Source organism: Streptomyces sp. NPDC000075, from assembly GCF_040301925.1.
GTDB classification, from domain to species: domain Bacteria; phylum Actinomycetota; class Actinomycetes; order Streptomycetales; family Streptomycetaceae; genus Streptomyces; species Streptomyces polychromogenes.
The window spans coordinates 1-23411 of record NZ_JBEPFL010000039.1 but is presented as its reverse complement, the minus strand read 5'-3'; the positions used below and the strand labels follow the sequence as shown (position 1 = coordinate 23411).

The window sequence follows — 23411 nt, the reverse complement described above, 5'->3', positions numbered from 1 at the left end:
ACATGATTTCACGTCATATCCCCAAGCGGGCAGCCGGGGAGCATCCGGACATAGATCCGAAAGGCGACGGGCCATCCGTGTTCAGCCGAGCCGGTCCGCCGCGTAGTACTCCATCGCGGCGCGGTGGTAGGCGGCCAGGCCGGGTGCGATCAGCTCGTACGCGGCGTGCCACTGCTCGTTGTCCGTGCAGGAGCGTGCGAGCGCGAGGTACTCCTCGACGGAGACGGCGCGTATCGCCACCAGCGCCTCGTACTGGGCGTGCACCTCGGTCTGGAGGGGCTCGGCGCCGGCGGGGGCGCCGGCGGCCATCAGTTCGGCGATCCGGATCATCTGGGCCGTGCGGTCGCGGTGCTTGGCCTCGATCTCGGCCGGGGTCGCGCCGGCGGTCCGGCGGCGGACCGCCTCGGCCAGTTCGGGGAAGTCGCGCAGGGTCTCTTCGTACTGGGAGGGCTGGACGCCCTCGAAGAGGTTCTCCGGTCGGTTGATGGTCATGGATCCGCCGTCCTTCCTTGACTGTTCGAGTTCAGTGATCGTGCGGGAGACGGTGCCGGCCAGGGCGTCGAGCCGGTCCCGCTCGGCGAGCAGCCGGCGCAGGTGCCCGCGCAGCGCCTCCACCTCGTCGACCTGCTCGGAGAGGATCCGGCCGATCTCGTGCAGGCCCACGCCCAGCGCTCGCAGGACGAGGATCTGCTGGAGCCGCAGCAGTTGGTGCTCGCCGTAGTGGCGGTGGCCGTTGGCACCGATGCGGGCCGGCGGGAGGAGACCGGTCTCGTCGTAATGGCGCAGTGTCCTGGCGGTCACGCCCGACATGCGCGCGACCTCCGCGATCGGCCAGTCCATCGTCGTCCCCTCACGGGTCTCGCCGGGCCGGTCCCTCCGGCCCCCGGTGGCCACCGTAGAAGCTGCCGCAGCGGCAACTTCAACCCCGGCCGGGGCGGCCGTCCGGGCGACGCCCGGGGAACGGGCCGCCCGGCGCGGCGCGCCTCGGGCCGGCGGGCGGCCTTCGGTGGAGGATCGGTGGGCGGCGGCCCCGCCGGGGGCGCCCGGCACCGCCCCACCGTGTGAAGAGGTCCGGCCATGACGTTGTGCGACGCCCCGCTGTTCCCGTCCCCGGGCCGCGCCCGGGAGGCGCGGTGAGCGCCGGCCGGCCCGAGGGCCGGTACGGCGAGGACGTCTTCCCGCCCGGGCAGGCGGGCGAGGGCGAGCGCATCGACTTCGGCGCCCTCGCGTACGACGACGTCACCATGGCGCGGCTGCGGGCCCTCGGGGCCGGCCCGGGCTGGAGCTGTCTGGACGTGGGCGCGGGGACGGGCACGGTCGCGCGCCGGCTGCTGGACGAGGCCGGGGTGGCGGGTGTCCTCGCCGTCGACCGCGACGTGCGGTTCCTGGCCGCGCGGCCCGGGCTGGAGGTGCTCCGCGCCGACGTCACCGGGCCGGACTTCCTGCCCGGTCGCCGGTTCCGGCTGGTCCACGCGCGGTTCGTGCTGATGCACCTGCCCGAGCGCGAGCGCGTCCTCGCGGCGCTGGCCGACCACGTCGAGCCCGGCGGTGTGCTGGTGGTCAGCGACGCGGTCGACCTGACGAGCGACCGGGCGCCCGGCGATCCGTACGCCGTGGCGATGCGGGCGATGTGGGAGGGGCTGCGGGCCACGATCGGGACGGACGTCTCCGGGGTGCCGTCGTACCCGCGGTTGCTGCGCGCGGCGGGGCTCCTGCCGGTCGCCGCCGAGATGCACGTTCCGCCGCTGGTGCCGGGCAGTCCCATCAGCCGGTTCTGGGCGGACACCTGGGAGCGCGGCCGCGCGGCGATGCTGGGCACCGGCCTGCTGGACGACGCCGGGATCGACGCGGCGGTCCGCTACCTGCGATCGCGGGAGTGCGCCGCGCTATCGGCCGGGATGCTCACGGCCTGGGGGTGGAAGCCCGGCGAGACCCCGTCGGGCTGACCTCCCGCGCCGCCGGTGGAGGCGGGCACCCCGGCGCATGCATGAAACCGGGCGGCGGTGGTAGACGCAGGGCGTTCCCCGTTCGTCAGGGGCCAGGAGGTACTCATGATTGTCTTGGGCGTCATTCTGCTGATCATCGGCTTCTTGACCGGGATCTCGATCATCTGGACGATCGGCGTGATCCTCGTCGTCATCGGCCTCGTGCTGTGGGTGCTGGGCGCCGTGGGGCACGCGGTGGGAGGCCGTAGGCACTATTGGTGACCGTGACCTCGACCGCCGCATCGCATGGTGCGGCACACCGTCACGGCACCCCCTCCCCGCTCCCCCGGCGGCCCCCCGCCGCCGGGGAGCCCTGCGCTGGCGGGAGCGGCGGGACGCCTTCCACCGGGACCCGTATCCGGTCTACGAGCGGGCCCGGCGGGCCGGGCCCACGGCTCGACGGCTCCCGGCCCGGGCTCGTCAGGGCAGGGTCCAGTGGAACTTGCCGCCGCTGACCCAGCGGACCTCGTCCAGGTCGTCGAGGTCGTGGATGGTGACCCCCGCCTCGGCGGCGATCAGCAGGACGTCCGTCATCGACGTCGCCCGGCCGACGATCTCTCCGTCGAGCTCGACGATCCGGAAGGGCGGGTCACCCGGCTGGACGCCGAGGACGGTGAAGCGCGCCGGGGAGATGTGGGGTGCCGATCCTTCAGTCATGGGAAAACGGTTCCACGAGGTGGGCGGTGACGGGCGCGGCGACACGTTTCCGGGCGCCGATCCGCCGCTCCCGGCGCCCCGGGCGTTCCTCATCCCGCGCGGACGAGCCCTTCGACGGCGCGCAGGACCCGCCGCGCTCCGTCCTCGCTCCGCATGTGCCGCGCGGCCGCGCGGGCGGCCCCGGCGTACGTCTCCCGGCGCACCGCCCGGTCGAGGGCGCCGGCCAGGCCCTCGGCGGTGAGGGAAGCGTAGGGGAGCGGCGCGGTGGCGGCGCCGATCGCGGCGAGGCGGCGCGCCCAGAACGGCTGGTCCGCCGTCACCGGGACGGTCACGGCCGGGATTCCGGCGCGCAGCCCGGCCGCCGAGGTACCGGCCCCGGCGTGGTGGACGACCGCGGCGAGCCTGGGGAACAGGAGGGCGTGGGGGACGTCGCCGACGGTGAGGACGTCCGGGCCGGCGTCCGCCGCGAGCCCGGCGGCCCCGCTCTGCAGGATGCCGCGCAGCCCGGCCCGGCGCAGGGCGCGCACGGCGAGTTCACCGAGTCGCTCGCCCTCGCCCGCGGCCATGCTGCCGAAGCCGATGAGGACGGGCGGGGGGCCGGCGTCGAGGAAGTCCGCGAGCCGCGCGGGGAGCCGGCGTGCCGGGTCGACGTGGGGCCACCAGTTGCCCACGGCCTCCAGGCCGGGCCGCCAGTCGGAGGGGGCCGGGACCAGGGCCGTGCTGTAGCCGTGCAGGACGGGCCAGTGCGCCCGTTCCGTCCGCCGGCGCATGGCGGAGGCGGAGAGCGGCGGCAGCCCGAGGCGCTCGCGCAGCCGGGCGGCGCCCGGCTCGCTGATCCGGTCGGCCATGCGCAGGGCGAGCCGTCCGGCCGCGCGGTTGCCGAACCGGCCCAGGGAGCGGGCGCCGGTGACGACGGGCGGGAAGTCGCCGGTGGGGGCGGTGGGCTGGAGGTAGACGCCGAGGGCGGGCGTACCCGTGGCCTCCGCCAGGTGCCAGCCGAGGGGGGCCGTGGTGGCCGACAGCAGGAGCAGGTCCGCCCCCTCTCCGACGGCGTCGGCGAAGCCCTGGCCCAGCTCGGTGAGGAACGCGGAGGCGGTACGCATCAGTTCGCGCCGGTCGGTGACGTCTCCGCGCGGCCGGGTGTCGCCCGGCAGGGCCCGGAACTCCAGGCCCGCCGCCCGCACCAGGGTGGCGAAGGGGGCGGTGGCGGCGAGCGCGACCTCGTGGCCGGCGGCGCGCAGCGCGGCGCCCAGGCCCGTGTAGGGGTCGACGTCCCCGCGTGATCCGGCTGCGGCGATCAGTATCCTCATCGGTCCTCGCCCTCCGTGGTGCGGGTGCCGGCACGGCGGTCGGCGTTGGCGTGGACGGCCTCGCGCAGGTACCCGGCGAGGCCCGGGCGCTGCTGTGAGGGGGGTACGACGAGGGCGAAGGCGCGGGGGTCGGCGAGGAAGTCGTCCGCGATGCGGCGGTGCATGGCGGGGGTGCAGGAGGTGAACCAGCGCGAGACGTGCAGGCGGTGTTCCTCGGCGAGGTCCAGGGCGCGTTCGCCGCCGGCCGGTTCCCCTTCGTCGAAGGCGGCGAGCAGTTCGGCGCGCCAGGCGCCGGCCTCGCGCATGAGCCGGCGCCAGTCCTCCTTGGTGTGGGCGGCGGCGCGTGCCATCGCCTCGCGGCCGCCCTCCGAGGCGGTCCACTTCCGTTCCGCCTCCGTGGCGTAGCTGAGGTCGAAGGCGATCTCCCCGAAGACCTCGAAGCGTTCCTCGGGGGTCAGCTCGACCCCCGTGCGCTGGACCTCGACGGCCCGGGCGGCCACCTCGGCGAGCCGCTGGAGCCTGCTGATCTCCTCGGTGAGCCGGCGCTGCCGGGCCTCCAGGTGCTCCAGGGCGTTCGCCTGCGGATCGTCGAGGATCGCGGCCGTCTCCTCCAGGGTGAAGCCGAGTTCCCGGTAGAAGAGGATCTGCTGGAGGCGCGCCAGGTCCGCGTCGTCGTAGAGCCGGTAGCCGGCGTGGCTGCGGCTGCCGGGCGAGAGCAGCCCGGCCCTGTCGTAGTGGTGCAGCGTACGCACCGTCACCCCGGCGAACGCCGCGACCTGTCCCACCGAATAGCTCATACCGTGCCACCTGCCCTTTCGTCGGGGTCCAGCCTGGAGCCTGACGTGGGGGGAGGGTCAACCGCGGCCGGTGGTCAGCGCCTCAGTTCGGCGGCCAGGAGGTCCATCAGCAGGCCGTCGTGCCAGGTGCCGTCCGGGCCGCGCTCGTACTGGCGCATGATGCCGACCGGCCGGAAGCCGACCTTCTCGTAGCAGCGGATGGCCGGGGCGTTGTCGGCCGCCGGGTCGATGACGAGGCGGTGGTGGCCCAGGTCGTCGACGAGGTGGCGGGCGAGGGTGCGTACCGCGTCCGTGCCCAGGCCCCGGCCGTGGACGGCGGGGTCGAGGAAGAGGTCGATGCCGGCGTGCCGGTAGTCCGGCTCGTCCTCGGAGTGCCACTGGATCATGCCGACGATCCGCTCCCCGTCGCGGATGGTGAGGCAGACCGTGCCGGGGTCCTCGAGGTCTCCGGCGATCTCCGCCTCCAGGTCGTCCTCGCCCCGCCACCGCGCGCGGACCTCGGGGGTGGCCCGGATGGCGGCCAGGACGGGGATGTCCTCGGTGAGGGTGGGGCGCAGGACGACGGAGGAACCTCGCAGCACGGTCATGAGCAGGCAGGGTATGCGACCGGGAGCCGTCACCAGCCCAGCACGGGGGCCACGTCGAAGATCGGGGGCAGGGTGCCGCGGGGATCCAGGTTGACGAACGTGTGGCCGTACAGGGCCGTCCGCTCGCCCATCGGGAGGTCCCGCAGGACCGCCGGTTCGCCCGCCTGGGCGCCGGTGCGGGGGTCCAGCTCCCACAGGTGGGCGTAGGCGCCCTCGGAGACCACGGCGAAGCGGCCGCCGCGGCCGGCGGCCAGGGTGCGGACCCACGAGTCGTCGCCGAGGGGGCGGCTCCACAGCAGGTGACCGTCCGTCAGCGAGAAGGCGGCCAGGACCTCGCGCTGCTCCCGCTCCGGGACGGCCACGACCAGGACGTCCCCGACGCGGAGCCGGCGGTCGTCTTTCGACGGGACGTACGGGGATTCCCCGTCCTGGTGGCTGCGGCCCTCAGCGTCGAAGGCGAGCAGGCGGTCGCCCGCGATGACGGCGGCGGCCGGCGCTCCCCGCACGAGGCGCGCCGGTTCGATCCCGGACGGGAGCGGGATCTGCCGGGCCCGGGCACCGGTGGCGGCGTCCAGGGTGAGGAGTTCGGTGCCGGACGCGGAGCGGGTGACGGCCAGGACGCGGTCGGGGCCGGCCAGGAGGTCCGTGGCGGTGGCTCCCTCCGGGAGCGGGGAGCGCCAGCGTTCGGCGCCCGTGCGCAGGTCGTGGGCCACCACGGCGCCGCCCGCAGCGGTGACGGCGAGGGAGCCGCCCGCGGACACCGTGCCCGACGGGGCGGCCAGGGCCTTCGTCCACAACTCCCGGCCGCTGTCCAGGTCCACCGCCCTGACGCGGGCGCCGCAGGCGCCGTCCCACGCGTAGAGCAGCAGGCCGGTGCCGGAGGGGGTCTGCGCGCTCATGGCGCAGATCTCCGACCCGTCCGGGGACGGGCCGAGGCGCCAGCCGTGGCGGCCCTCCCCGTTGTACCGGGTCACCCCGTCGGTACGGACGCGGATCACGGAAGCGGAGCCGGGCTCGCCCCAGGAACCCAGCGGGCTGCCGGCCGCCGGGCCCTCGGGGGCCTGGTAACCGAACAGGGTCAGGTGCGGTCCGCGCAGCCAGGAGAACCCCTGCCAGGCGGGCACCAGCGCGGCGAGGGCGACGAGGACGGCCAGCGTCCAGCCGGCGGCGGAGCGGTGGGCGCGGGCCCGCGCCACCGCCCACCACAGCAGGCCCGCCGCGGCCGAGGCGGCGCACGCCCACAGCAGCAGCCACCCGAGCCCGCGCGGGCAGCCGCCGGCGCTGCACACGGTCTCCGTCATGTCGACGAGGAGCGACTTCACGCACAGGACGGCGTACAGCAGCGCCACCGCGGTGAACGCGCAGGCCCCGACGAGCCGCGCTACCGCGGACACCCGCCCCGTACGCGGTGAACTGCCTTCCACGACTTCCCCCACCTGCCCGGACGCCCGTGTGCGGACGTCCGGCGAACGCTGTTAGTTTCGGACTCCATCCGTCTCTGAAAGTAGTCGACGTGCTCGTAGTCCGATCGGTCGCCCTGTTCGCCGCCGCCGCCCTGTTCGAGATCGGTGGCGCCTGGCTGGTCTGGCAGGGGGTGCGGGAGCACCGGGGGTGGGCGTGGATCGGTGCGGGGGTGATCGCGCTCGGCGTCTACGGGTTCGTCGCGACCCTTCAGGAGGACGCGAACTTCGGCCGGATCCTGGCCGCGTACGGCGGGGTGTTCGTGGCCGGGTCGCTCGCCTGGGGCATGGTCCTCGACGGCTACCGCCCGGACCGGGCGGACGTCATCGGGGCCGTCATCTGCCTCCTCGGCGTCGGGGTGATCATGTACGGGCCGCGCGGCTAGCCGGCGTACGGCACGCCCGGCGTACGTCACGCCCGGCGTACACCACCCCCGGCGTACGCCACGCCCGGCGGCCGGAAACCCTCGGCGGGGCGTCCCCCTGCGGCCGAGACTGGGCCGATGGACATCGGAATAGCCCTGCCCCAGTACGGCGGCCACGCCCGCCCCGAGTGGATCGTGCCGTTCGCCCGTCAGGCCGAGGAGGCCGGCTTCGGCTGGCTGTGGGTCGGTGACCGGGCCCTCGCGCCGGTCTCGCCGAGCGACCTGTACCCCGGCCACACGGCCGAGGACCCGTATCCGCCCGGGTTCCGCACCTTCCTCGACCCGCTGACCGTGCTGACCGCCGCCGCCGGTGCGACCACCCGGGTCCGGCTCGCGACCAGCACCCTCAACGCCCCCTGGTACCCGCCGCCGCTGCTGGCCCGCACCCTCACCACCCTCGACGTGATCAGCGCGGGACGGCTGGTCGCCGGGCTGGGCATCGGCTGGCTGCGCGACGAGTACACCGCCGTGAACGCCGACTTCACCCGGCGCGGCGCCCTGCTGGACGAGGTCCTCGACATCCTGCACGGCTACTGGACGCGCGAGGTGTTCGGCCACGAGGGCCCGCGGTGGAAGATCCCCGAGTCGTACGTCGGCCTGCGCCCCGCCCGGCCCGGCGGGCCGCCCGTGCTGCTCGGCGGCGTCTCCGCCGCGGCGATGCGCCGGGTCGGCCGCCGCGCCGACGGCTGGGCCGGGGTGCTCCTGCCGCCGGACATGGCGGCGGGCCTGTGGGACACCGCGCGGCGGGCCGCCGAGGAGGCCGGCCGGGATCCGGGGGTGCTGACCCGTCACATCCGGCACAACGTCCGGCCGGGTACCGGGGCCGACGGGATCGCCGCCGTGCTCGACGGTGTACGGGCCTCCGGCGCGGACAGCGCCTTCATCGACCTCCAGCAGTGCGTGGCCGGGCCCGAGGAGGCCCTGGAACTCGGGGTCGCGGCGCTGGAACGCGTCCAGGCGGGCTGACCGGGCCGGGCGCCGTCAACGCCGGCGAGCCGCCGGGCCGGTGGGCACGGCGCCGTGTTCAGGCGGCGCGGCGGCCCCGGGCGGCCCAGGCCCTCGCGTGCAGCGCGATCGTGCCGTCCGCCGCCCGGGGCAGCGCGGCCCTCAGCCGTTCGCGCAGCCGGGCGCGGTGGTCTTCGGGAAGGCCGGCCAGGTAGGCGGGGGCCGGTCCCTGGCCGCCGAGGAAGGGGGTCCAGTAGTCCGCGAAATCGCGGAAGGGGGTGGGTACGCGGGTCTCCTCGGTCCGCACGTCCCGGAGTCCCGCGCCGGCCAGGAGCCCGCCCAGCGCCGCCCGGGTGCACAGGGGGAAGCGGACGGCCTCGTCCAGGGCGCGGGCCCCCGGGTCCAGGGCGGTCGCGGCGTCCCAGAAGGCGCGGATGGCCTCCATCCCGCCCTCCCCGTAGTCCCAGAGGTAGACCCCCACCAGGCGGCCGGGGCGCACGACGCGCACCATCTCGGCGGCCGCCCGGGCCGGATCGGGAACGAAGTTGAGGACGAGGCCGCTGACGACCGCCGAGGCGCTGGAGCCGGTGAACGGCAGGTGCTCGGCGTCGGCCCGCAGGAACCGCGCCCGCCGGTCGGCGACGTGCCGGCGGGCGTAGGCCAGGTAGTCCTGCGACGGGTCGACGCCGATGACGTCGGCGGGTTCGGCCGCGTCCAGCACCGCCTGGGTGACGGCGCCAGTTCCGCATCCGACGTCACGCCAGCTGCCGCCCGGGGCCGCGTCCAGCCGGCGGACGAACCGGGCGGCCACCAGGCGGCTCCACCGTCCGACGTACGGCTCGTACGCCTCACCCGCCGCCCACATCGGCCCCTGCCTCTCCGGACCCGCGCCCGTCCGTGTCCCCGTCCGCATCCCCATCCGGGCCATGATGCCGGGCGGCCCGCCCGGGGGACGGCGGCGCACCGGGGGCGGGTACCTCAGCCGGCCCCGTCGGCGGCGGTGAGGGAGCGGAAGCGGTCCGGGAGGGAGCGGAGCCAGGCCGCCCGCTCGGCGGCGATCTCCCTCAGCCGGGCGTCGTCGTTGCGGGCGACGAGATGGCCCATGTAGCGCTCGTCGAAGCGGGTGTACTCCCGGTGCAGCGCCTTCAGGGCCCGTGCCACCCGCCGTTCGTCGGCCTGCACGAGGAAGGCGAGGTGGGCGGCGTGGGCCTTCCAGCGGCCCTCGACGGCCTGGCGCAGCAGGCCGACGAGTTCACCGTCGCGGTCGAGGAGGTCCAGCAGGTCCTCCGAGGGCAGGCCGAGGGCGTCCGCCAGGAGCAGGGTCTGGTGGTCGGTGCCGGCCCACCGGTGCTCGGCCTCGGCCCTGGCGTACGCGTACGGGTCCATGCCGATGCGCAGGGCCAGGCGTTCGGCGGTGAACCCGCGCGCCAGGCGGTGTTCGCGCAGGGTGGCGGGCCGTACGGCCATGAGGACCGCGACCGGGCACCACAGGGCGTCGGCCAGGGCGAGGAGCTCGGGTTCGGACGGGGCGTGCGTCCCGGCTTCCCAGGCCTGGACGGCTTCCGGCGGCCGGTCCAGGCCCAACTGGGCCATGGCGGCGGCGGCCTGGGCGGGTGTCATGCCCAGGCGCAGTCGCGCGGCCCGGGCCTCGGCGGGGGAGAACGGGGGTGCGGACACGGGCGGATCACCTCGCCGGCCGGGCGTCGGCGAAGGCGTCCCAGTCGATCTCCTCCCGCACCGTGCGGTCGGCCGGGGTGTGGAAGAACAGGTTCAGCAGGACGGCGGTGAGGCTGCCGAGGGTGATGCCGCTGCCCAGGACGGCCCGCAGTTCCACGGGCATCTGCGCGAAGAACGGGCCCACGACCGCCGGCAGCATCGCGGCGCCCAGGCTGAGCGCGAGGATCAGGGCGTTGCGCTCCTCGCGCAGGTCGACCTTGGCGAGGATCTGGATGCCGACGGTGGCGACCATCCCGAACATGGCGACGGCGGCGCCGCCGAGGACCGGGTGCGGGACGGAGGCGACCACCGCGCCGGCCTTGGGGACCAGGCCCAGGAGGATCATCAGGAATCCGGCGGCGACCACGACGAACCGGCTGGTGACCCGGGAGATCCGGACCAGGCCGATGTTCTCGGCGAAGGCCACGTAAGGGAAGGAGTTGAACACGCCGCCGAGGACGGTGGCGACGCCGTCGGCGCGCAGTGCGCGGCCGACCGTCTCGCCGTCGACCTCGCGGCCGGTGATCTCGCCCATGGCGTACACGTCTCCGGTGGTCTCGACCATGGTGATCACCATGACGACGACCATCGCGAGCATCGGGAAGAGGTGGAACTGCGGTACGCCGTAGTGGAACGGGGTGCTCACGCCGATCCAGTCGGCCTGCTCCACCGCGCCGAGGTCGGCGTCGCCGAGCAGCCAGGCCGCGGCCGTCCCGCCGACGAGGCCGAGCAGGATCGCGACGCTGCGCAGGAACGGTCCGCCGAAGCGGGACAGGAGCAGGATGAGCAGGAGGGTGCCGCCGGCGTACGCGAGGTGCTCCGGGGCGCCGTAGCCGGGCTTGCCGAGCAGGTCGGAGCCCCCGCCGACGTCCTGGAGGGCGACGGGTATCAGCACGATGCCGATGACGGTGAGGAGGGTGCCGGTGACGATCGGGGGGAAGTACTTGGCGAGCCGTCCGACGAACGGCGCGAGCAGGAAGGTGGCGATCCCGCCGGTGATCACGGCGCCGTAGACCACCAGCAGTCCGGCGGTGCCGCCGCCCGCGCCCTGGCCGATGGCGATCATGGGGGAGACGGCGGTGAAGGTCGCGCCCTGGACGAGCGGGAGGCGGGCGCCGATCCGCCAGAAGCCCCAGGCCTGGATGATCGTGGCGATACCGGCCGTGACCAGGTCGGCGTTGATCAGGTAGACGAGTTCGCGGGGGGAGAGTCCCAGGCTGTTGCCCAGGATGATCGGTACGAGGACCGCGCCGGCGTAGAACGCCAGGACGTGCTGGAAGCCGTACAACGACAGCTGGGAGAACGGGGGGACCACGTCCACGGGGTGCTGGGCGGCTGCCGGGGTACGTCGGCGCGAGGCCAGTGGTGCCATCTCTGCCTTGCCTTCGAGGGTAGGTGAATGAGAGGGGGCGCGACGCGGGGTCGCGTGAAAAGGGGGGAATCGCCTCGGAGAAGGGCGCGTGACGGCGACCGCTCGGATCGGGCGGCTCGCGGGGCGTGGGACGGCACGGGGTTGCCGGTGCTCGTCCGGGCGCGGTGAGGCGGAACGGGGCCGATACTGTCGGAGGCCTTGCGGTTACGCAAGTCGTCGGCCGTGATTCTCTTAGTGAAACCCGTAGGTAACTTGCGAATCCATGGCGAGGCGGCTTCTTTGCTTCGGATTCCGTTGCACCGGGCGCCTTCTCGCAACTGTCCCCCGGGCGGCGCGACTTCGGGGCGGCTACGTTCGCGGAAGGCGCCGCCGCGCGGCCAGGAGCGTGCTGAGGCCGAGGAGGAGCACTGCGGTCAGGGCGGGCTTCCAGGGCGAGCCGTCACCGGCGAGCACCGGGGACAGCCGGCGCCGGGCGTCGTACGCGACGCGGACCCGCGCGCCCCGGGAAAAGGAGGCCGGGGCGTCCTTGAGCTCGTCCGGGTAGCCTCCGGGGCAGTCCAGCTCCAGGCGGTACACCGTCCTGTCCGCACCGCCCTCGCCGAACGAGGGCTCCGCCTTCGTGCGCACCTCGCGGACGGTACAGGTGGCCGTCTCGCCCCGCGCGGCGGTCCCCTCGACGACCGCCACCGTGGACAGCAGCCCCAGGGCGAGGAACAGCGCGCCGAAGAGACCGCCGGCTCCGCGCACCGGCACGAAGTACGCCACCGCCGCGCCGAGGACCAGCACCGCCCCGCCGGCGAGCGCCAGGGAGGAGGGCGGGGGCGCGGAGCCGCCGAAGCACCAGCGGGCCCAGACGTACACGAGCGCGGCGGCGGCCACGGGCAGCACCGCCACGGCGGCCCGCCCCCTCCCCGGTTCCTCCTCCGGCATGCCCATCACCCCTCCCCCACCCCCGGACGCGCGCCGGGGCTCCGCCGGTTGCGCGTCGCGCCGGACGCGACGGGGTCAGGACGTCGCGGTCAGGGCTTCGACGTCAGGACGTCGCGGTCAGGGCTTCGAGGTCAGGGCCAGGGACTGCGGGGCGGCCTGCTCCGGCTCCGGGGCCGGCGGGGCCACCTGCTGGGACACCTGCGGGGTGGCGGGGCGCCGGGCGGCGGAGGGCCTGCGGGCCGCGGGCCGGGCGGCCGGCGCCTCCGGCTCGTTCCACAGGCTGAGGTAGCGCTCGCCGGTGTCCGGCAGCAGGGTGACGATCGACGCGCCGACGTAGTCCGGGTGGGCGGCCAGCCGCGCGGCGGCGTGGGCGACGGCGCCGGAGGAGACACCGGCGAAGATGCCCTGGCGGCGGGCGAGCTGCCGGGCGGCGGTCAGCGCCTCCTCATCGGTGACCGTCACCACGCTGTCGATCAGCGAGACGTCGGTGGTGGGGGCCACGAAGCCGCCGTTGAGGCCGGGGATGCGGTGCAGGCCGCCCACGCCCTGGGTGAGGACCGGGGAGTTCTCCGGCTCGACCGCGACGACGCGGATCTCCGGGTTCTGCTCCTTGAGGTACCCGGCCGTGCCGCTGAGGGTGCCGCCGGTGCCCACGCCGCAGACCAGGACGTCGACGCGGCCCTCGGTGTCGGTCCAGATCTCCGGGCCGGTGGTCTCGTAGTGGGCCCGGACGTTGTCGGCGTTCTCGTGCTGGCAGGGGAACCAGGAGTTCGGGGTCGCCGCGTGCAGCTCCCCCGCCTTGGCGATCGCGCCGGAGTAGCCCTGCTCGCGCGGGGTCCGCACGATCTCCGCGCCGAGCGCCCTGAGCAGGGCGATCCGCTCGGGGGTGGCGCTGTCGGGCAGCACGATGACGCACCGGTAGCCGCGGGAGGCGCAGAGCGCGGCCAGGGAGATGCCGGTGTTGCCGGACGTCGCCTCGATGACCGTGCCGCTGCCGGGGGTGAGTTCACCGCGCTGCTCGGCGGCCCGCAGCATGTAGAGGGCGGCGCGGTCCTTGCTGGTGGACATCGGGTTGGCGGCCTCGAGCTTGGCCAGCACCTGCGTACCCGGGGCGGTGTCCTCGAAGTGGAGGCGGATCAGCGGGGTCGAGCCGATCAGGTCCTCGATGCTGTCGGCTATGGGGCGCGGCTTACGGCTTTCCACGTGTGGTTCCTCACAAGTCGGGTCGTGCGGCTGCCTGTCGGGGGTGGTCGTACGGTCCGCCCGTACGCCGACGCAGTCTTGGTGGGGGGAGGGTGCGAGGCGGGGAGGCAAGCGAGGGTGGGGGCGGACTACCAGGAGCCGGCCGAGGCCGTCACCGCGTACAGGTCCTCCATGGGCTGGGGCTGCTCGCCCACGGCCTTGATGACGGCGGTGGCGGCGAGCACGCGGGCTCCCGGGGGGACGTCCTTGTTGACGAGGGCCTGCGCGCCGATGACGGCGTGCTCGCCGATGGTGACGGGGCCGAGGACCGTCGCGTTCGTGCCGAGCACGACGTGGTGGCCGACCACGGGGTGGCGGCGTTCGCCCGCGGGCCGCTTGTTGTCGCTCCACCAGCCGACCGCGCCGAGGGTCACCTGGTGGTAGATGGTGACGTCGTCCCCGACGACCGCGGTCTCGCCGATCACCACGGCTGCGCCGTGGTCGATGAACACCCGCCGGCCGAGGACGGCGCCGGGGTGGATCTCCACGGAGGTCTTGCGGCGGGCCTGCCAGGCGATGACGCCTGCCGTCATGCGCATGCCACGCCGGTGCAGGCGGTGGGCCACGCGGTGCGCCCACAGGGCGGGCAGGGCCGCGTGCAGCAGGGCCTCGCGGCGGTTGCGCATGGAGGGGTCCTGGGCGACGACGACGTCCAGGTCCTCCTTCATGATCGCGAACAGGCCGGGTTCCTTGTCACGCGCCATCAGACCAGCACCTCCGCACGCGTCCCGGCGGCGGCGAGCGCCGCACGGGTCAGGCTCTCCAGCCGGGCCACGAGCTCCGGGTCCGTGTAACGGCCGTCCTCGGTGGGCGCCTTGGCGGCGCGGGCGACACCGACGGGCTCGTGCCCGACGACCCGGGCACCGCAGCGCTCGAGCACGGCGACCAGCCCGGCCTGCGCCTCGACGCCGCCGCGCCCGCCGGGGGAGGCACTGGCCACGGCGGTCACCCTGCCGGCCAGCGGGCTCGGAGTCTCGCCCTCCGCCCGGGACAGCCAGTCGAGGGCGTTCTTCAGCGCGCCGGGCATCGCGCCGTTGTAGGAGGGGGTGCTGATGAACAGCAGGTCGGCTCCTGCGACCAGGTCCTTGGCGGCGCGCACCGCCGCCGAGCCGTCGGCGAGCTCCAGGCCCGCCTCGTAGTACGGCAGTTCCGCGACGGCGAGGTCCGCCGTCTCGTGCGCACCGGGAAGGCCCGCCAGGATGTGGCGCACCGTCTCCAGGACGGTGGTGTTCAGCGAGTCCCGTCGGGTACTGCCCGACATCAGAACGATCTTCACCAGGGGAACTCCTTTGTTTCTCGGCCTCCCGGTCGGCAGGCTTCGCGCACGCACGGGACGGGTGGTCCCGGCCGGACCGCCGCGCCCGGGCCGGAGCGGCGAGGGAGTGCGTACGCCGTCCGCCCCGCGTCTTCGTCGTTACGGTGCCAGCGGCGGCCGCAGCCGGGCTCGACCACGACTCGCACCACCCCGGAGAACCACTCGAGGCCCGACCCGCTCCCGTGCGGGGCGATAGGTGACGGGTTGACGCACGGGGCGTCGGGGGTGGTCTCGTTGGAGTGATCGCCGGTGGGTCCGCGTGATCTTGGAGGGGGTTCCCGTCCAGGATGCGGGCATGCCTCCCCACTCCGCGCGGCTGCGCCGCGCCCTCGTCCCGTTCGTCGCCGCCGTCGCCCTGCTGACCACGGCGGCCTCCTCCTCGGCCGCCGCATACGAGCAGTGCGGTTCGGTCATCACGGCACCGCTCGCCCCGCCCGTCCCCGCCGACGACCCGTGTCCCAGCACCGACCCGGTCGTCTGCCGGATCCGGGTGCTGCCGATGGACCAGAAGGTGGAGGCCCAGCGCACCCGGATGAGCTACCACCGCCTCCTGGAGGACATGCACCGCACCGCCGCCGACATGCGGGCGGCCGGCGCCTCGGAGGAGGAGGTCGCCCGGGGGCTGGTCGACATGCGCAACCAGGCCAAGGAGATCACCCGGGCCGGCATGACCCCGGAGGAGGTCCGCATCCTGGAGGAGCGCAACATCGCCAAGTACGGCAACCCGCTCGGCCCGACGGCGGACCAGCTGTACGCCAAGTACGGCTCCTGGGAGAAGGTCGGCGAGGCCTCGATGCGGACCAGCTACGCCGTCGACCGGGAGCTCAGCCTCGAGTACCGCCCCTGCCCCGTGTAGTACGCACGCGCCCGCGCCGCCCGCCGTCCATCCCCGCCGTCGCGCGCCTGACCGGCCCGGGGCGGGCGGCGGGGTTACCGTCGCGGCATGGACGGTGATCGCCGAGGGTGGCGCGAGTGTTCGCTCAGCGGAGCGGTGTTCGCCGTGTGCATGACCGGCACCACGCTGCCCACTCCGCTCTACGGCCTGTACCAGGAGAAGTTCTCCTTCTCCGAGCTGACCGTGACCGTCGTCTACGCGGTGTACGCCTTCGCCGTGATCGGTGTCCTGCTGCTGGCCGGGAACGCTTCGGACACGGTCGGCCGGCGGCCGGTGCTGCTGACCGGTCTGGCCTGCGCGGCGGGAAGCGCCGTCTGCTTCCTGTCGGCCACGGGGCTGCCCTGGCTGTACACGGGGCGGCTGCTGTCGGGGCTCTCCGCCGGGCTGTTCACCGGCGCCGCGACGGCCTACGTCCTCGAACTGGCCCCGGAGGGCGGCGCGGCCCGCGCCACGTTCGTCGCGACGGCCGCCAACATGGGCGGCCTCGGCTGCGGTCCGCTGCTCGCCGGGCTGCTGGCCCAGTACGCCCCGGGGCCGCTGTACCTGCCGTTCGCCGTGCACCTCGCCCTGGTGGCCGGGTCGGCCGTGGTGCTGCTGAGGCTGCCGGAGACCGTACGGGAGCGGGGCCCGCTGCGCGCCGTACGGCCGCAGCGGCCCGGTCTGCCCGCCGGGGTCCGGCCGGTGTTCGGGCCGGCGGCGATCGCCTCGTTCGTGGGCTTCGCCCTGTTCGGGGTGTTCACCTCGGTCAGCCCGGCGTTCCTCTCCGAGTCGCTGGACGTGCACGACCGCGCGCTGAGCGGGCTGGTGGTCGCGCTGGCCTTCTTCTCCTCCACCGCCGGACAGCTGGCCGTCGGCCGGGTCGGCACGGGGCGTTCGCTGCCGCTGGGCTGCGCCGGGCTGCTGGTCGGCCTGGCGCTGCTCGCGGGGGCGCTGCGCTGGGACCTGCTGGTGCTGGTGGTGCTGAGCGCGCTGGCCGGGGGCGTCGGTCAGGGGCTCGCGTTCCGGGGGGCACTGTCCGCGGTGGCCGCCGCCTCCCCGGAGGACCGGCGCGCCGCGGTGATCTCGACGCTGTTCGTGGTGGCGTACTTCGGCATCTCGGTGCCGGTGATCGGTGTGGGGCTGCTGGTGGGGCCGGTCGGGCTGGAGGGCGCCGGGCTGGTGTTCATCGCGTGCATGGCCGTGCTCGTCTCGGCCGCCGGAGCCTACCTGCTCCGGCGGCCGGTGCGGACGGACGGCTGAACGGGCCCCGCCCCCCGGGCCGTCAGTCCTGCGTGCCCCGGCCGTCACTGCGTCGCATCCGGGCCTTCGCCGTCTTCGGGGCCCGGCGCCGGGGCGGCGGCCGGGTCCAGGACGCGGTTGAGGAAGTCGCGGGTCCGCTCCTGGGTCGGCCGGGTCACCACCTGCTCCGCCGGACCCTGTTCGACGATGACGCCGCCGTCCATGAACACGACCCGGTCGGCGACCTCCCGGGCGAAGCTCATCTCGTGGGTGACGACCATCATCGTCATCCCCTCCCCCGCCAGCACCCGCATCACCGACAGCACCTCGCCGACGAGTTCGGGGTCGAGCGCCGAGGTGGGCTCGTCGAAGAGCATCACCTCCGGCCCCATCGACAAGGCGCGGGCGATCGCCACGCGCTGCTGCTGCCCACCCGAGAGCTGGGCGGGGTAGGCGTCCGCCTTCGCGGCGAGGCCCACGCGCTCCAGGTTCTCGCGGGCGACGGCGGCGGCCTCCGCCTTGTCGCGGCCCAGGACCCGACGCTGCGGGAGGGTGAGGTTGGCGGTGACGCTCACGTGCGGAAAGAGGTTGAACTGCTGGAAGACCATGCCGATGCGGCGGCGCGCGGCGTCGATGTCCACGTCGGGATCGGTGAGCTCCGTGCCGCCGACGAAGACCCGGCCCCCGCTCGGTTCCTCCAGCAGGTTCACGCAGCGCAGCAGGGTGGACTTGCCCGAGCCCGAGGGCCCGATGACGCACACCACCTCGCCCCGGGCGACGTCCAGGTCGATGCCGCGCAGGACGTGGTTGTCACCGAAGGACTTGTGCAGCCCCCGGATCTCGATCTCCGCGCGGTCCGCGCCCATGGTGTCCGCCGCCGTTCGCGTCGTCCGTGACATCGTCTCCCCTTCTCACGTGGCCTTGTCCGCGCGTGCCTCCAGGCGGCGGACCACGAAGCTCAGCGGTACGGTCACCAGGAGGTAGCACAGGCCCGCGACCAGGATCGGGGTGGAGTTGGCGGTCTGGCTGGCGAGGTCCCGGCCGAACTTGGTCAGCTCCCTCTCCTCCAGGGTGACGCCCAGGAACAGCACCAGCGAGGAGTCCTTGAAGAGCAGGACCAGCTCGTTGGTGAGCGGCGGGATGACGATCCGGAAGGCCTGCGGGATGATCACGGACACCATGGCCCGGGCGTGGGAGAAGCCCAGCGAACGGGCCGCCTCCATCTGGCCCTTGGGCACGGCCTGGATCCCGGCGCGGATCGTTTCCGCCATGTAGGCGGCCGCGACCAGGCCGAGGCCCAGCGCGACCTTGCCGTACGTGCCTCCCGGGATCGCGGTCCCGGGGAAGGCCAGGGGCACCGCGACCCCGACGAAGATGAAGATCAGCAGGGCGGGCAGGCCGCGGAACAGCTCGATGTATACGCTCGCGACCCAGCGGTAGGGGGCCACGGACGACAGCCTCATCATGGCGATGACCAGGCCGAGCACCAGGCCGAAGGCGAACCCGGAGAAGGTGTACACCACCGTGTTGCGCAGGGCGGTGGTGATGATCTGCGGGAAGAGCCGCAGCACCAGGTCCTTCTGCGCGAACTGGTTCGCCAGCCTGTCCCAGTCGGCGAGGACGCCCACCAGGACCAGCGCCGCCACGAAGACCGCGTACTGGACACCCTGCCAGACGCGGCGCCGCTGGCGCCGGGTCAGCCGAGAGGTCACGACGCTGCCTGGGGCAGCGGGCCGATCCACTGCTCGTAGATCTTCTTGTAGGTGCCGTCGGCCTTGGCGGTGGTGATGGCCTTGTCGATCGCGGCGAGGAGGGCGGCGTTGCCCTTCTTCACGGAGAAGCCGTACTTCTCCCCGGTGTCGATGTTCTGTCCGAGGACGAACTCGGAGGAGTTGGCCTTGTCCTTGAGCCAGCCCTGGACGACCGGGTAGTCGATGACGACCGCGTCGACCTGCCCCGTGCGCAGGCCGTTGAGGACGGCGTCCGAGCTCTCGAAGGCGACGGGGTTGAAGCCCTGGCTCTTGGCGTAGCTCTCGCCGGTGGTCTCGGCCTGGGCACCGAGCTTGCCCCCCTTGGCCTTGACGTCGGCGAGGGAGGTGAAACCGCTCTTCTTGGTCGCGAGCAGCGCCTGGGTGGCGTCGAAGTAGGGGATGGAGAAGTCGACGTTCTTCTTGCGCTCGTCGGTGATGGTCATACCGGCGGCGGCGAGGTCGCACTGGCCCGAGTTCAGGAAGGCGCCGGTCTTGAAGTTCTCGAACGGGGTGTCGAGGATCTTCTGTTCGACCTTGAGGTTCTGGGCGACGAGGTCGATCAGCGCGACGTCGAAGCCGACGACCTTGCCGTTCTGTTCGAACTGGAACGGCGGGTAGGGCAGGTGGGTACAGGTGGTGAGCTTGCCCTTCTCGACGACGGGAACCCCGCCGGCCGCCTCCCCGGGTCCGCTCTCGCCGGAGGAGGAGCAGCCTGCGGCGAGGAACATGCCCGCCGCGGCGGCGGCGCAGGCCGCGCCCCGGAAGCCGGAGCGGCCGCGGCCGTCGCGGCGGTTGCTGTTGCGCTGACTGCGGTGTCCTTCGGCCGTGCGGAACACGGTTGACCTCCACGGGTGCAGGGCGGGCGGCGGTCGCGGGACGGGACCGTCCGATCGAGATCGTAATCCCCGGGGGTGCGCGGCGGCGGATGATTCGCGATGCGGCGGGTCCGGGGACGGGCGGCGTCCCGTCCCCGGCGGCCGTGTCAGCGCGAGGGGCGGTGGGGCTTGGCCGCGGGCGCCGGGGCGGGCGAGCCGCCCGGGTCCCCGAAGGCCTCGGCCTCCTCCAGGTCCTCCAGACCGGGGAACCGGTAGGGGTCGAGCGCCCAGCGGGGCATGCGGGATGACAGTGCGTACGTCGGTGTGGTGTCCATCGAACCTCCCGAATGTAGTTACTGGCTGTGATGAGTTATTACTCTGCGCACTCGGTTGCGGGTGGCTGCGACTCCCACCCGAACGCCCCCAATGACATTTCTTCACATCACGTACACACCGGCCCTCAGGACAGGAGGGCGGATACCGGGGACACCGGGTCCCAGAGGGGGTCGCGGCCCGTCAGCCGGGCGACGGCCCTGGTCCAGGCACCGGGGTCGGCGGCCAGCCGGGCCCCGAGGTGGGCGGCGAGGCCGGCCAGGGCCACCCGAGCCCCCTCCGGGGCGTCCGGGCGGCGGGTGGCGGTGCTCAGGTAGGCGAGGATCCGCGCGGCCGGGGCCGCGGTGTGCAGCAGGTCCTCCCCGGTCAGGTGGCCCGAGGCCAGCAGGCCGTCGAGCTGGACGACGGGCGGGCAGTGGTAGAGGCCGGTCAGACCGTGGCGGGCCCGGGCCCGGGTGGCTTCGGGGCCGTCGGGCAGCCCGTCCGCGCCGGGCTCGTGCAGCAGGCCGGCGTAGCGGATCCGCAGGGCGGCCGGGGCGGTGCGGAGGTTGACCAGGTACCCCCAGTGGGGGATCGGCTCCTCCTCGTGCGCCGTGGCCAGCGCCTCCCAGTCGACCGCCCCCCGGGTCGCCAGGACGGTGGCCGTCGTCCGCCAGTGGCTGGTGCTCTTGCGCAGCCGGGCGAGGAGCTTGGCCTGGTTCAGTTCGAGGGCGACCCGGGCGCGGAGCACGGCGGCAGGGTCCGGTGAACCCAGCGCCTTGACGCAGAGTCTGGTGGCGGCCTGACCGAGCCCGCCCCCGCCGACGAGTGCGGTGAGGCGGGCGGCTCCGCCGTGTTCGAGCAGGTTGAGGCAGCCCACCGCCTGCTGGGCGAAGCCCAGTTCGTCGCCGTGCCGGGCGAACGCCTCCTCGATCAGGCCGGGTTGGCCCGAGTCCAGCCAGCGGGCACCCCCGTGCAGCGGGGCGGAGGGGTCCTCCGACAGCCGCGCGAGGACCCGCGCGGCGGTGCGGTCGTGGGGGCGGGTGACGATACGGGCGGCCAGGTGGGAGGGGGTTCCGCTGCTCAGCAGGGTGAGGTCGACGTCGGGGTCGTCGAGGTCGACCAGCAGCTCCCTGGCCTCGTCGGTGAGCCACCGCGACTGGGCTGCCAGGACGCGCAGCGCCTCGGGATCGCGCCCCGCCAGGAGCCGGGCGAGCAGGACGCGCGGGGTGCGGTCGTGGCGCGTCAGGTAGGCGGCGAGCAGCCAGGGGCCGTCGGGCCCGAGGCGGGGCAGGACCGCGTCGACGACGTCGGCGTCGGCCAGGCACAGCAGGGTGGCGAGGGGCCAGGCCCACCGCGTGTCGCCCTTCTCCCGCAGCCGCAGCGCCTCCTGCGGTGTGCTCGGCGCGCGCTCCGACGCGCCCCAGGCGGCCCGGCCGGACGGCAGGTGGCCGGCGGGCAGGGCGCCGGTGGTACGGGAGGCTTCGAGGAGCTCCGCCCAGGTGGGGCCGCCCTCGTCCGAGTGCCGGTCCAGGCCGGCTTCCCGCGCGGCCGTGTGCGCCAGCCGCAGCCACCGGTCCGGGTCGGTCCCCAGCTCGCGGCGCAGCAGGTCGGCGACGGCCTTCCGCCAGGCCGGGACGAAGGCCAGGCGGCGCCAGTCGTGGGCCAGGAGCAGCATGCCGCGCGCCGGAAGCAGGTGGACGAGCTCCTCGGCGGTCAGGAGGCCCTGGGTGTAGGCCTGTTCGGTCAGCCGGGTGCTGTTCCCCCAGGTACGGGGCCGCTCCGCGCGGATCTCCCCGGCCGTGGGGGCGGTGTGCCAGCCGCCGCGCGGCGGTTCGGCCCCGGCGTCCGCGCAGGCCCGGACGAGCCATGCGGGGGTGGCGAGTCCGGGGGCGTCCTCCTGCCGGTGGTCCGCCAGGAAGCCCAGGACGGCCGGGTCCGTGGGCAGCGGGGTCCCGGCGGGCGCGAGGGAGTGCAGCAGGTCGAGGGCGGCGAGGGCGGCCCGCTGGTGAGGGCCGCCCGGCGAGGACGGGGGCTCCCAGGCCGGGACGCCGGGCCCCGGCTCCGTCCGCGCCGCACCCGCCGCCCCGGCCTCCCCGACGGCCCCGGGGTCCCCTTCGGCCCCGGGCCGCGCGGCGGCTGCGAAGACGTCGGCGGCTCTGGGGGTGCCGGATGCCCCGGGGGTGCCGGATGCCCCGGGGGCGTCGGGCCGTGGGGGCGCGGCCAGGCCCGCTCGAGTGATCAGTTCGGCCAACGTCCCCTGGTGTCCGGGGAGTCCGGCGTCCAGGGCGGCCCACGCCTCGGGGCGCTCGCCGAGATGGGCGGCGGTGAGCGCGCCCAGTTCGTCCAGGGCGGCGCCGGTGAGCAGGTTCCGCTCGGTGAGCCGGGCCAGGGCGTTCACCGCGTGGACGGCGGGGCGTGCGGTGCGGATCAGCTCGACCGGGTCCAGCAGGCCGGCCGAGGCCATGCCCTCCGCCCACCTCGCCGCCGAGTCGTCGAGCTCCTCCCGGGCCAGGCGCCGCCCGGGCGGCTCCGAGTTGCCGGCGCGCCGGCCGCCGGTGCGCCAGGGCTCGTTGAGGACGCCGAGCCGGAACACCAGGCGCCGCGCGTCGTCCGCCGCTTCGTGCCGGGCGAGCTCCTCGCAGGCCTTGGGCATGAACGGGGTCGTGGCGTGCGCCTCGGCGAGGGCGTCCATGTCGTGGGCGTAGGGCTCGGAGAGCAGGGCGGCGATGCTGCTCGTGCCCCGCGTGGCGGCCAGCAGTGCGGGCAGCCGGGCGGGGTCCTCGTAGGGCTCGCCCCGCTCGCGCAGGCGGCGCAGCCCGTTGCCCGAACCGTCCTCCTCGGCGAGGGCCTTCCGGACGGCCGTGCAGACGGGCACGGTCAGGTGCGGCAGCACGTCGGGGCCGTCGAGCAGGGCCCTCAGCGCTTGCGGTCCGGCGGTCTCCCAGATGCGGATCAAGGCGTACCGCTGGACGGCGCCCCGGGTCTGCCGCGTCCGCAGGGCGCGCAGCGTGAGCTCCGGGTCGCCGGAGGCGAGCAGGGGGGTGAGCCAGGTGCCCGGGAGGAGGCGGGCGGGGTCGGTCAGTTCGGCGCGCAGGCCCTCGTCCATGGGCTGCCGCGCGAGCCGCCCGACGACGATGCGGCGCAGGGACGTGGTGGCGCGCGGGTTGCGGTAGACGGCGGCGGCGACCGCGGCGTCCCCGACGGCGAGCAGCCGGGCCAGGATCCGCGTGTCGAGCCGGGGATGGCCGGCGAGGGCCGCCCGGGTGGCGGCGTCGCCGTGCTCCACGACGGCCGTGACGAGCGCCGGGGCGGGGAGCGGGCCGCCCCCGAGCAGGGCTTCGCGGGTGCGGGCGGGCAAGGCGGCCAGGGCCGCCGCCGCAGCCTCGGGCCGGGCGTGCTCCAGCAGCAGGGCCAGGGTGGTGTGGACGCTGCGGGGCACGGGTGCGCGGACCTCGCCGGGGGCGGCCGGCGGTGCGGGCGGCGGTATCTCGGCGAGCAGTGCGGGCAGGGTGCCACGGTGGCTGGCGAGCGCGTCGTGCACGCCGAGCCACCGGTCGGGGCGGTCGCCGATCAGCTCGGCCACCCATCCGCGCAGCCGCCGCGCGGCCGCCGCGTCCTGACCGCCTGCGGCGCAGTCCCCTGCCCCCCCCGGACTCCGTCCGGGGGGGGTCAGGGG

General features: G+C 74.9%; 24 protein-coding genes. 6 read left to right on the top strand and 18 right to left on the bottom strand.

What is annotated here, in order from left to right; genetic code table 11:
• Positions 1-81: 81 nt before the first annotated feature.
• Positions 82-840 (bottom strand): MerR family transcriptional regulator, encoded by a 759-nt coding sequence (locus ABT403_RS32660; protein ID WP_344158285.1) that lies wholly within the window; start codon positions 838-840, stop codon positions 82-84.
• Between the two features lie 293 nt (positions 841-1133).
• Here ABT403_RS32660 and ABT403_RS32655 point away from each other — a divergent pair, with 293 nt between their 5' ends.
• A complete protein-coding gene (locus ABT403_RS32655; RefSeq protein ID WP_344158283.1) occupies positions 1134-1946 on the top strand; it encodes a class I SAM-dependent methyltransferase in 813 nt (270 codons plus the stop codon).
• Between the two features lie 105 nt (positions 1947-2051).
• On the top strand, positions 2052-2207 hold the full coding sequence (locus ABT403_RS32650; RefSeq protein WP_344158281.1) for a DUF6131 family protein: 156 nt from the start codon (positions 2052-2054) through the stop codon (positions 2205-2207).
• Positions 2208-2405: 198 nt separating this feature from the next.
• Here ABT403_RS32650 and ABT403_RS32645 read toward each other — a convergent pair whose 3' ends face one another.
• The 5 genes from ABT403_RS32645 to ABT403_RS32625 all read right to left on the bottom strand — a co-directional run bounded on the left by ABT403_RS32645 (position 2406) and on the right by ABT403_RS32625 (position 6730).
• On the bottom strand, positions 2406-2642 hold the full coding sequence (locus ABT403_RS32645) for a hypothetical protein (protein WP_344158279.1): 237 nt from the start codon (positions 2640-2642) through the stop codon (positions 2406-2408).
• 89 nt (positions 2643-2731) lie between these two features.
• Positions 2732-3952, bottom strand: a complete 1221-nt coding sequence (locus ABT403_RS32640; protein ID WP_344158277.1) for a glycosyltransferase — start codon at positions 3950-3952, stop codon at positions 2732-2734.
• Entirely contained in the window at positions 3949-4749 is an 801-nt protein-coding gene (locus ABT403_RS32635) for a MerR family transcriptional regulator (RefSeq protein ID WP_344158275.1), read from the bottom strand. Before ABT403_RS32635 ends, ABT403_RS32640 begins: the two co-directional genes overlap by 4 nt.
• 74 nt (positions 4750-4823) lie before the next feature.
• Positions 4824-5336, bottom strand: coding sequence for a GNAT family N-acetyltransferase (locus ABT403_RS32630; protein WP_344158273.1), 513 nt, complete (start codon positions 5334-5336; stop codon positions 4824-4826).
• A gap of 29 nt (positions 5337-5365) precedes the next feature.
• Positions 5366-6730 (bottom strand): outer membrane protein assembly factor BamB family protein, encoded by a 1365-nt coding sequence (locus ABT403_RS32625; protein WP_344158271.1) that lies wholly within the window; start codon positions 6728-6730, stop codon positions 5366-5368.
• Between the two features lie 119 nt (positions 6731-6849).
• Between ABT403_RS32625 and ABT403_RS32620 the strand changes: the two genes are divergently transcribed.
• Positions 6850-7182: a YnfA family protein gene (locus ABT403_RS32620; RefSeq protein WP_344158269.1), complete on the top strand. Its 333-nt coding sequence runs from the start codon at positions 6850-6852 to the stop codon at positions 7180-7182.
• Between the two features lie 117 nt (positions 7183-7299).
• A complete protein-coding gene (locus tag ABT403_RS32615) occupies positions 7300-8187 on the top strand; it encodes a TIGR03619 family F420-dependent LLM class oxidoreductase (RefSeq protein ID WP_344158267.1) in 888 nt (295 codons plus the stop codon).
• A 58-nt stretch (positions 8188-8245) separates the two neighbouring features.
• Here the strand turns inward: ABT403_RS32615 and ABT403_RS32610 are convergent, their stop codons facing one another.
• The 7 genes from ABT403_RS32610 to ABT403_RS32580 all read right to left on the bottom strand — a co-directional run bounded on the left by ABT403_RS32610 (position 8246) and on the right by ABT403_RS32580 (position 14702).
• A complete protein-coding gene (locus ABT403_RS32610) occupies positions 8246-9085 on the bottom strand; it encodes a class I SAM-dependent methyltransferase (RefSeq protein WP_344158265.1) in 840 nt (279 codons plus the stop codon).
• A gap of 59 nt (positions 9086-9144) precedes the next feature.
• A complete protein-coding gene (locus ABT403_RS32605; RefSeq protein ID WP_344158262.1) occupies positions 9145-9843 on the bottom strand; it encodes a transcriptional regulator in 699 nt (232 codons plus the stop codon).
• A 7-nt stretch (positions 9844-9850) separates the two neighbouring features.
• Positions 9851-11254: a nucleobase:cation symporter-2 family protein gene (locus ABT403_RS32600; RefSeq protein ID WP_344158259.1), complete on the bottom strand. Its 1404-nt coding sequence runs from the start codon at positions 11252-11254 to the stop codon at positions 9851-9853.
• Positions 11255-11602: 348 nt separating this feature from the next.
• Positions 11603-12190 (bottom strand): hypothetical protein, encoded by a 588-nt coding sequence (locus ABT403_RS32595; protein WP_344158256.1) that lies wholly within the window; start codon positions 12188-12190, stop codon positions 11603-11605.
• Positions 12191-12301: 111 nt separating this feature from the next.
• A complete protein-coding gene (locus ABT403_RS32590; protein ID WP_344158253.1) occupies positions 12302-13387 on the bottom strand; it encodes a PLP-dependent cysteine synthase family protein in 1086 nt (361 codons plus the stop codon).
• Between the two features lie 128 nt (positions 13388-13515).
• Positions 13516-14130, bottom strand: a complete 615-nt coding sequence (gene epsC, locus ABT403_RS32585) for a serine O-acetyltransferase EpsC (RefSeq protein ID WP_344158251.1) — start codon at positions 14128-14130, stop codon at positions 13516-13518.
• The gene (locus ABT403_RS32580; protein ID WP_344158248.1) at positions 14130-14702 is read right to left on the bottom strand and encodes an NADPH-dependent FMN reductase; all 573 of its coding nucleotides are present in this window, start codon (positions 14700-14702) and stop codon (positions 14130-14132) included. Before ABT403_RS32580 ends, epsC begins: the two co-directional genes overlap by 1 nt.
• A 334-nt stretch (positions 14703-15036) precedes the next feature.
• Here ABT403_RS32580 and ABT403_RS32575 point away from each other — a divergent pair, with 334 nt between their 5' ends.
• Positions 15037-15597 carry a hypothetical protein gene (locus ABT403_RS32575; protein WP_344158246.1) on the top strand — a complete coding sequence of 187 codons (561 nt, stop codon included), beginning with the start codon at positions 15037-15039 and terminating at the stop codon, positions 15595-15597.
• A gap of 87 nt (positions 15598-15684) precedes the next feature.
• Complete coding sequence (locus tag ABT403_RS32570) at positions 15685-16875, top strand: MFS transporter (protein WP_344158244.1); 1191 nt, start codon at positions 15685-15687, stop codon at positions 16873-16875.
• A gap of 44 nt (positions 16876-16919) precedes the next feature.
• Here ABT403_RS32570 and ABT403_RS32565 read toward each other — a convergent pair whose 3' ends face one another.
• The 5 genes from ABT403_RS32565 to ABT403_RS32545 form a co-directional block, all read right to left on the bottom strand.
• Entirely contained in the window at positions 16920-17753 is an 834-nt protein-coding gene (locus ABT403_RS32565; protein ID WP_425580178.1) for an amino acid ABC transporter ATP-binding protein, read from the bottom strand.
• Between the two features lie 12 nt (positions 17754-17765).
• Positions 17766-18566, bottom strand: coding sequence for an amino acid ABC transporter permease (locus ABT403_RS32560; RefSeq protein WP_344158242.1), 801 nt, complete (start codon positions 18564-18566; stop codon positions 17766-17768).
• Positions 18563-19333 carry an ABC transporter substrate-binding protein gene (locus ABT403_RS32555; protein WP_344158972.1) on the bottom strand — a complete coding sequence of 257 codons (771 nt, stop codon included), beginning with the start codon at positions 19331-19333 and terminating at the stop codon, positions 18563-18565. Before ABT403_RS32555 ends, ABT403_RS32560 begins: the two co-directional genes overlap by 4 nt.
• A gap of 254 nt (positions 19334-19587) precedes the next feature.
• Positions 19588-19755: a hypothetical protein gene (locus ABT403_RS32550; protein WP_344158240.1), complete on the bottom strand. Its 168-nt coding sequence runs from the start codon at positions 19753-19755 to the stop codon at positions 19588-19590.
• Between the two features lie 125 nt (positions 19756-19880).
• Positions 19881-23318, bottom strand: coding sequence for a hypothetical protein (locus ABT403_RS32545; RefSeq protein WP_351650447.1), 3438 nt, complete (start codon positions 23316-23318; stop codon positions 19881-19883).
• Positions 23319-23411: the final 93 nt, after the last annotated feature.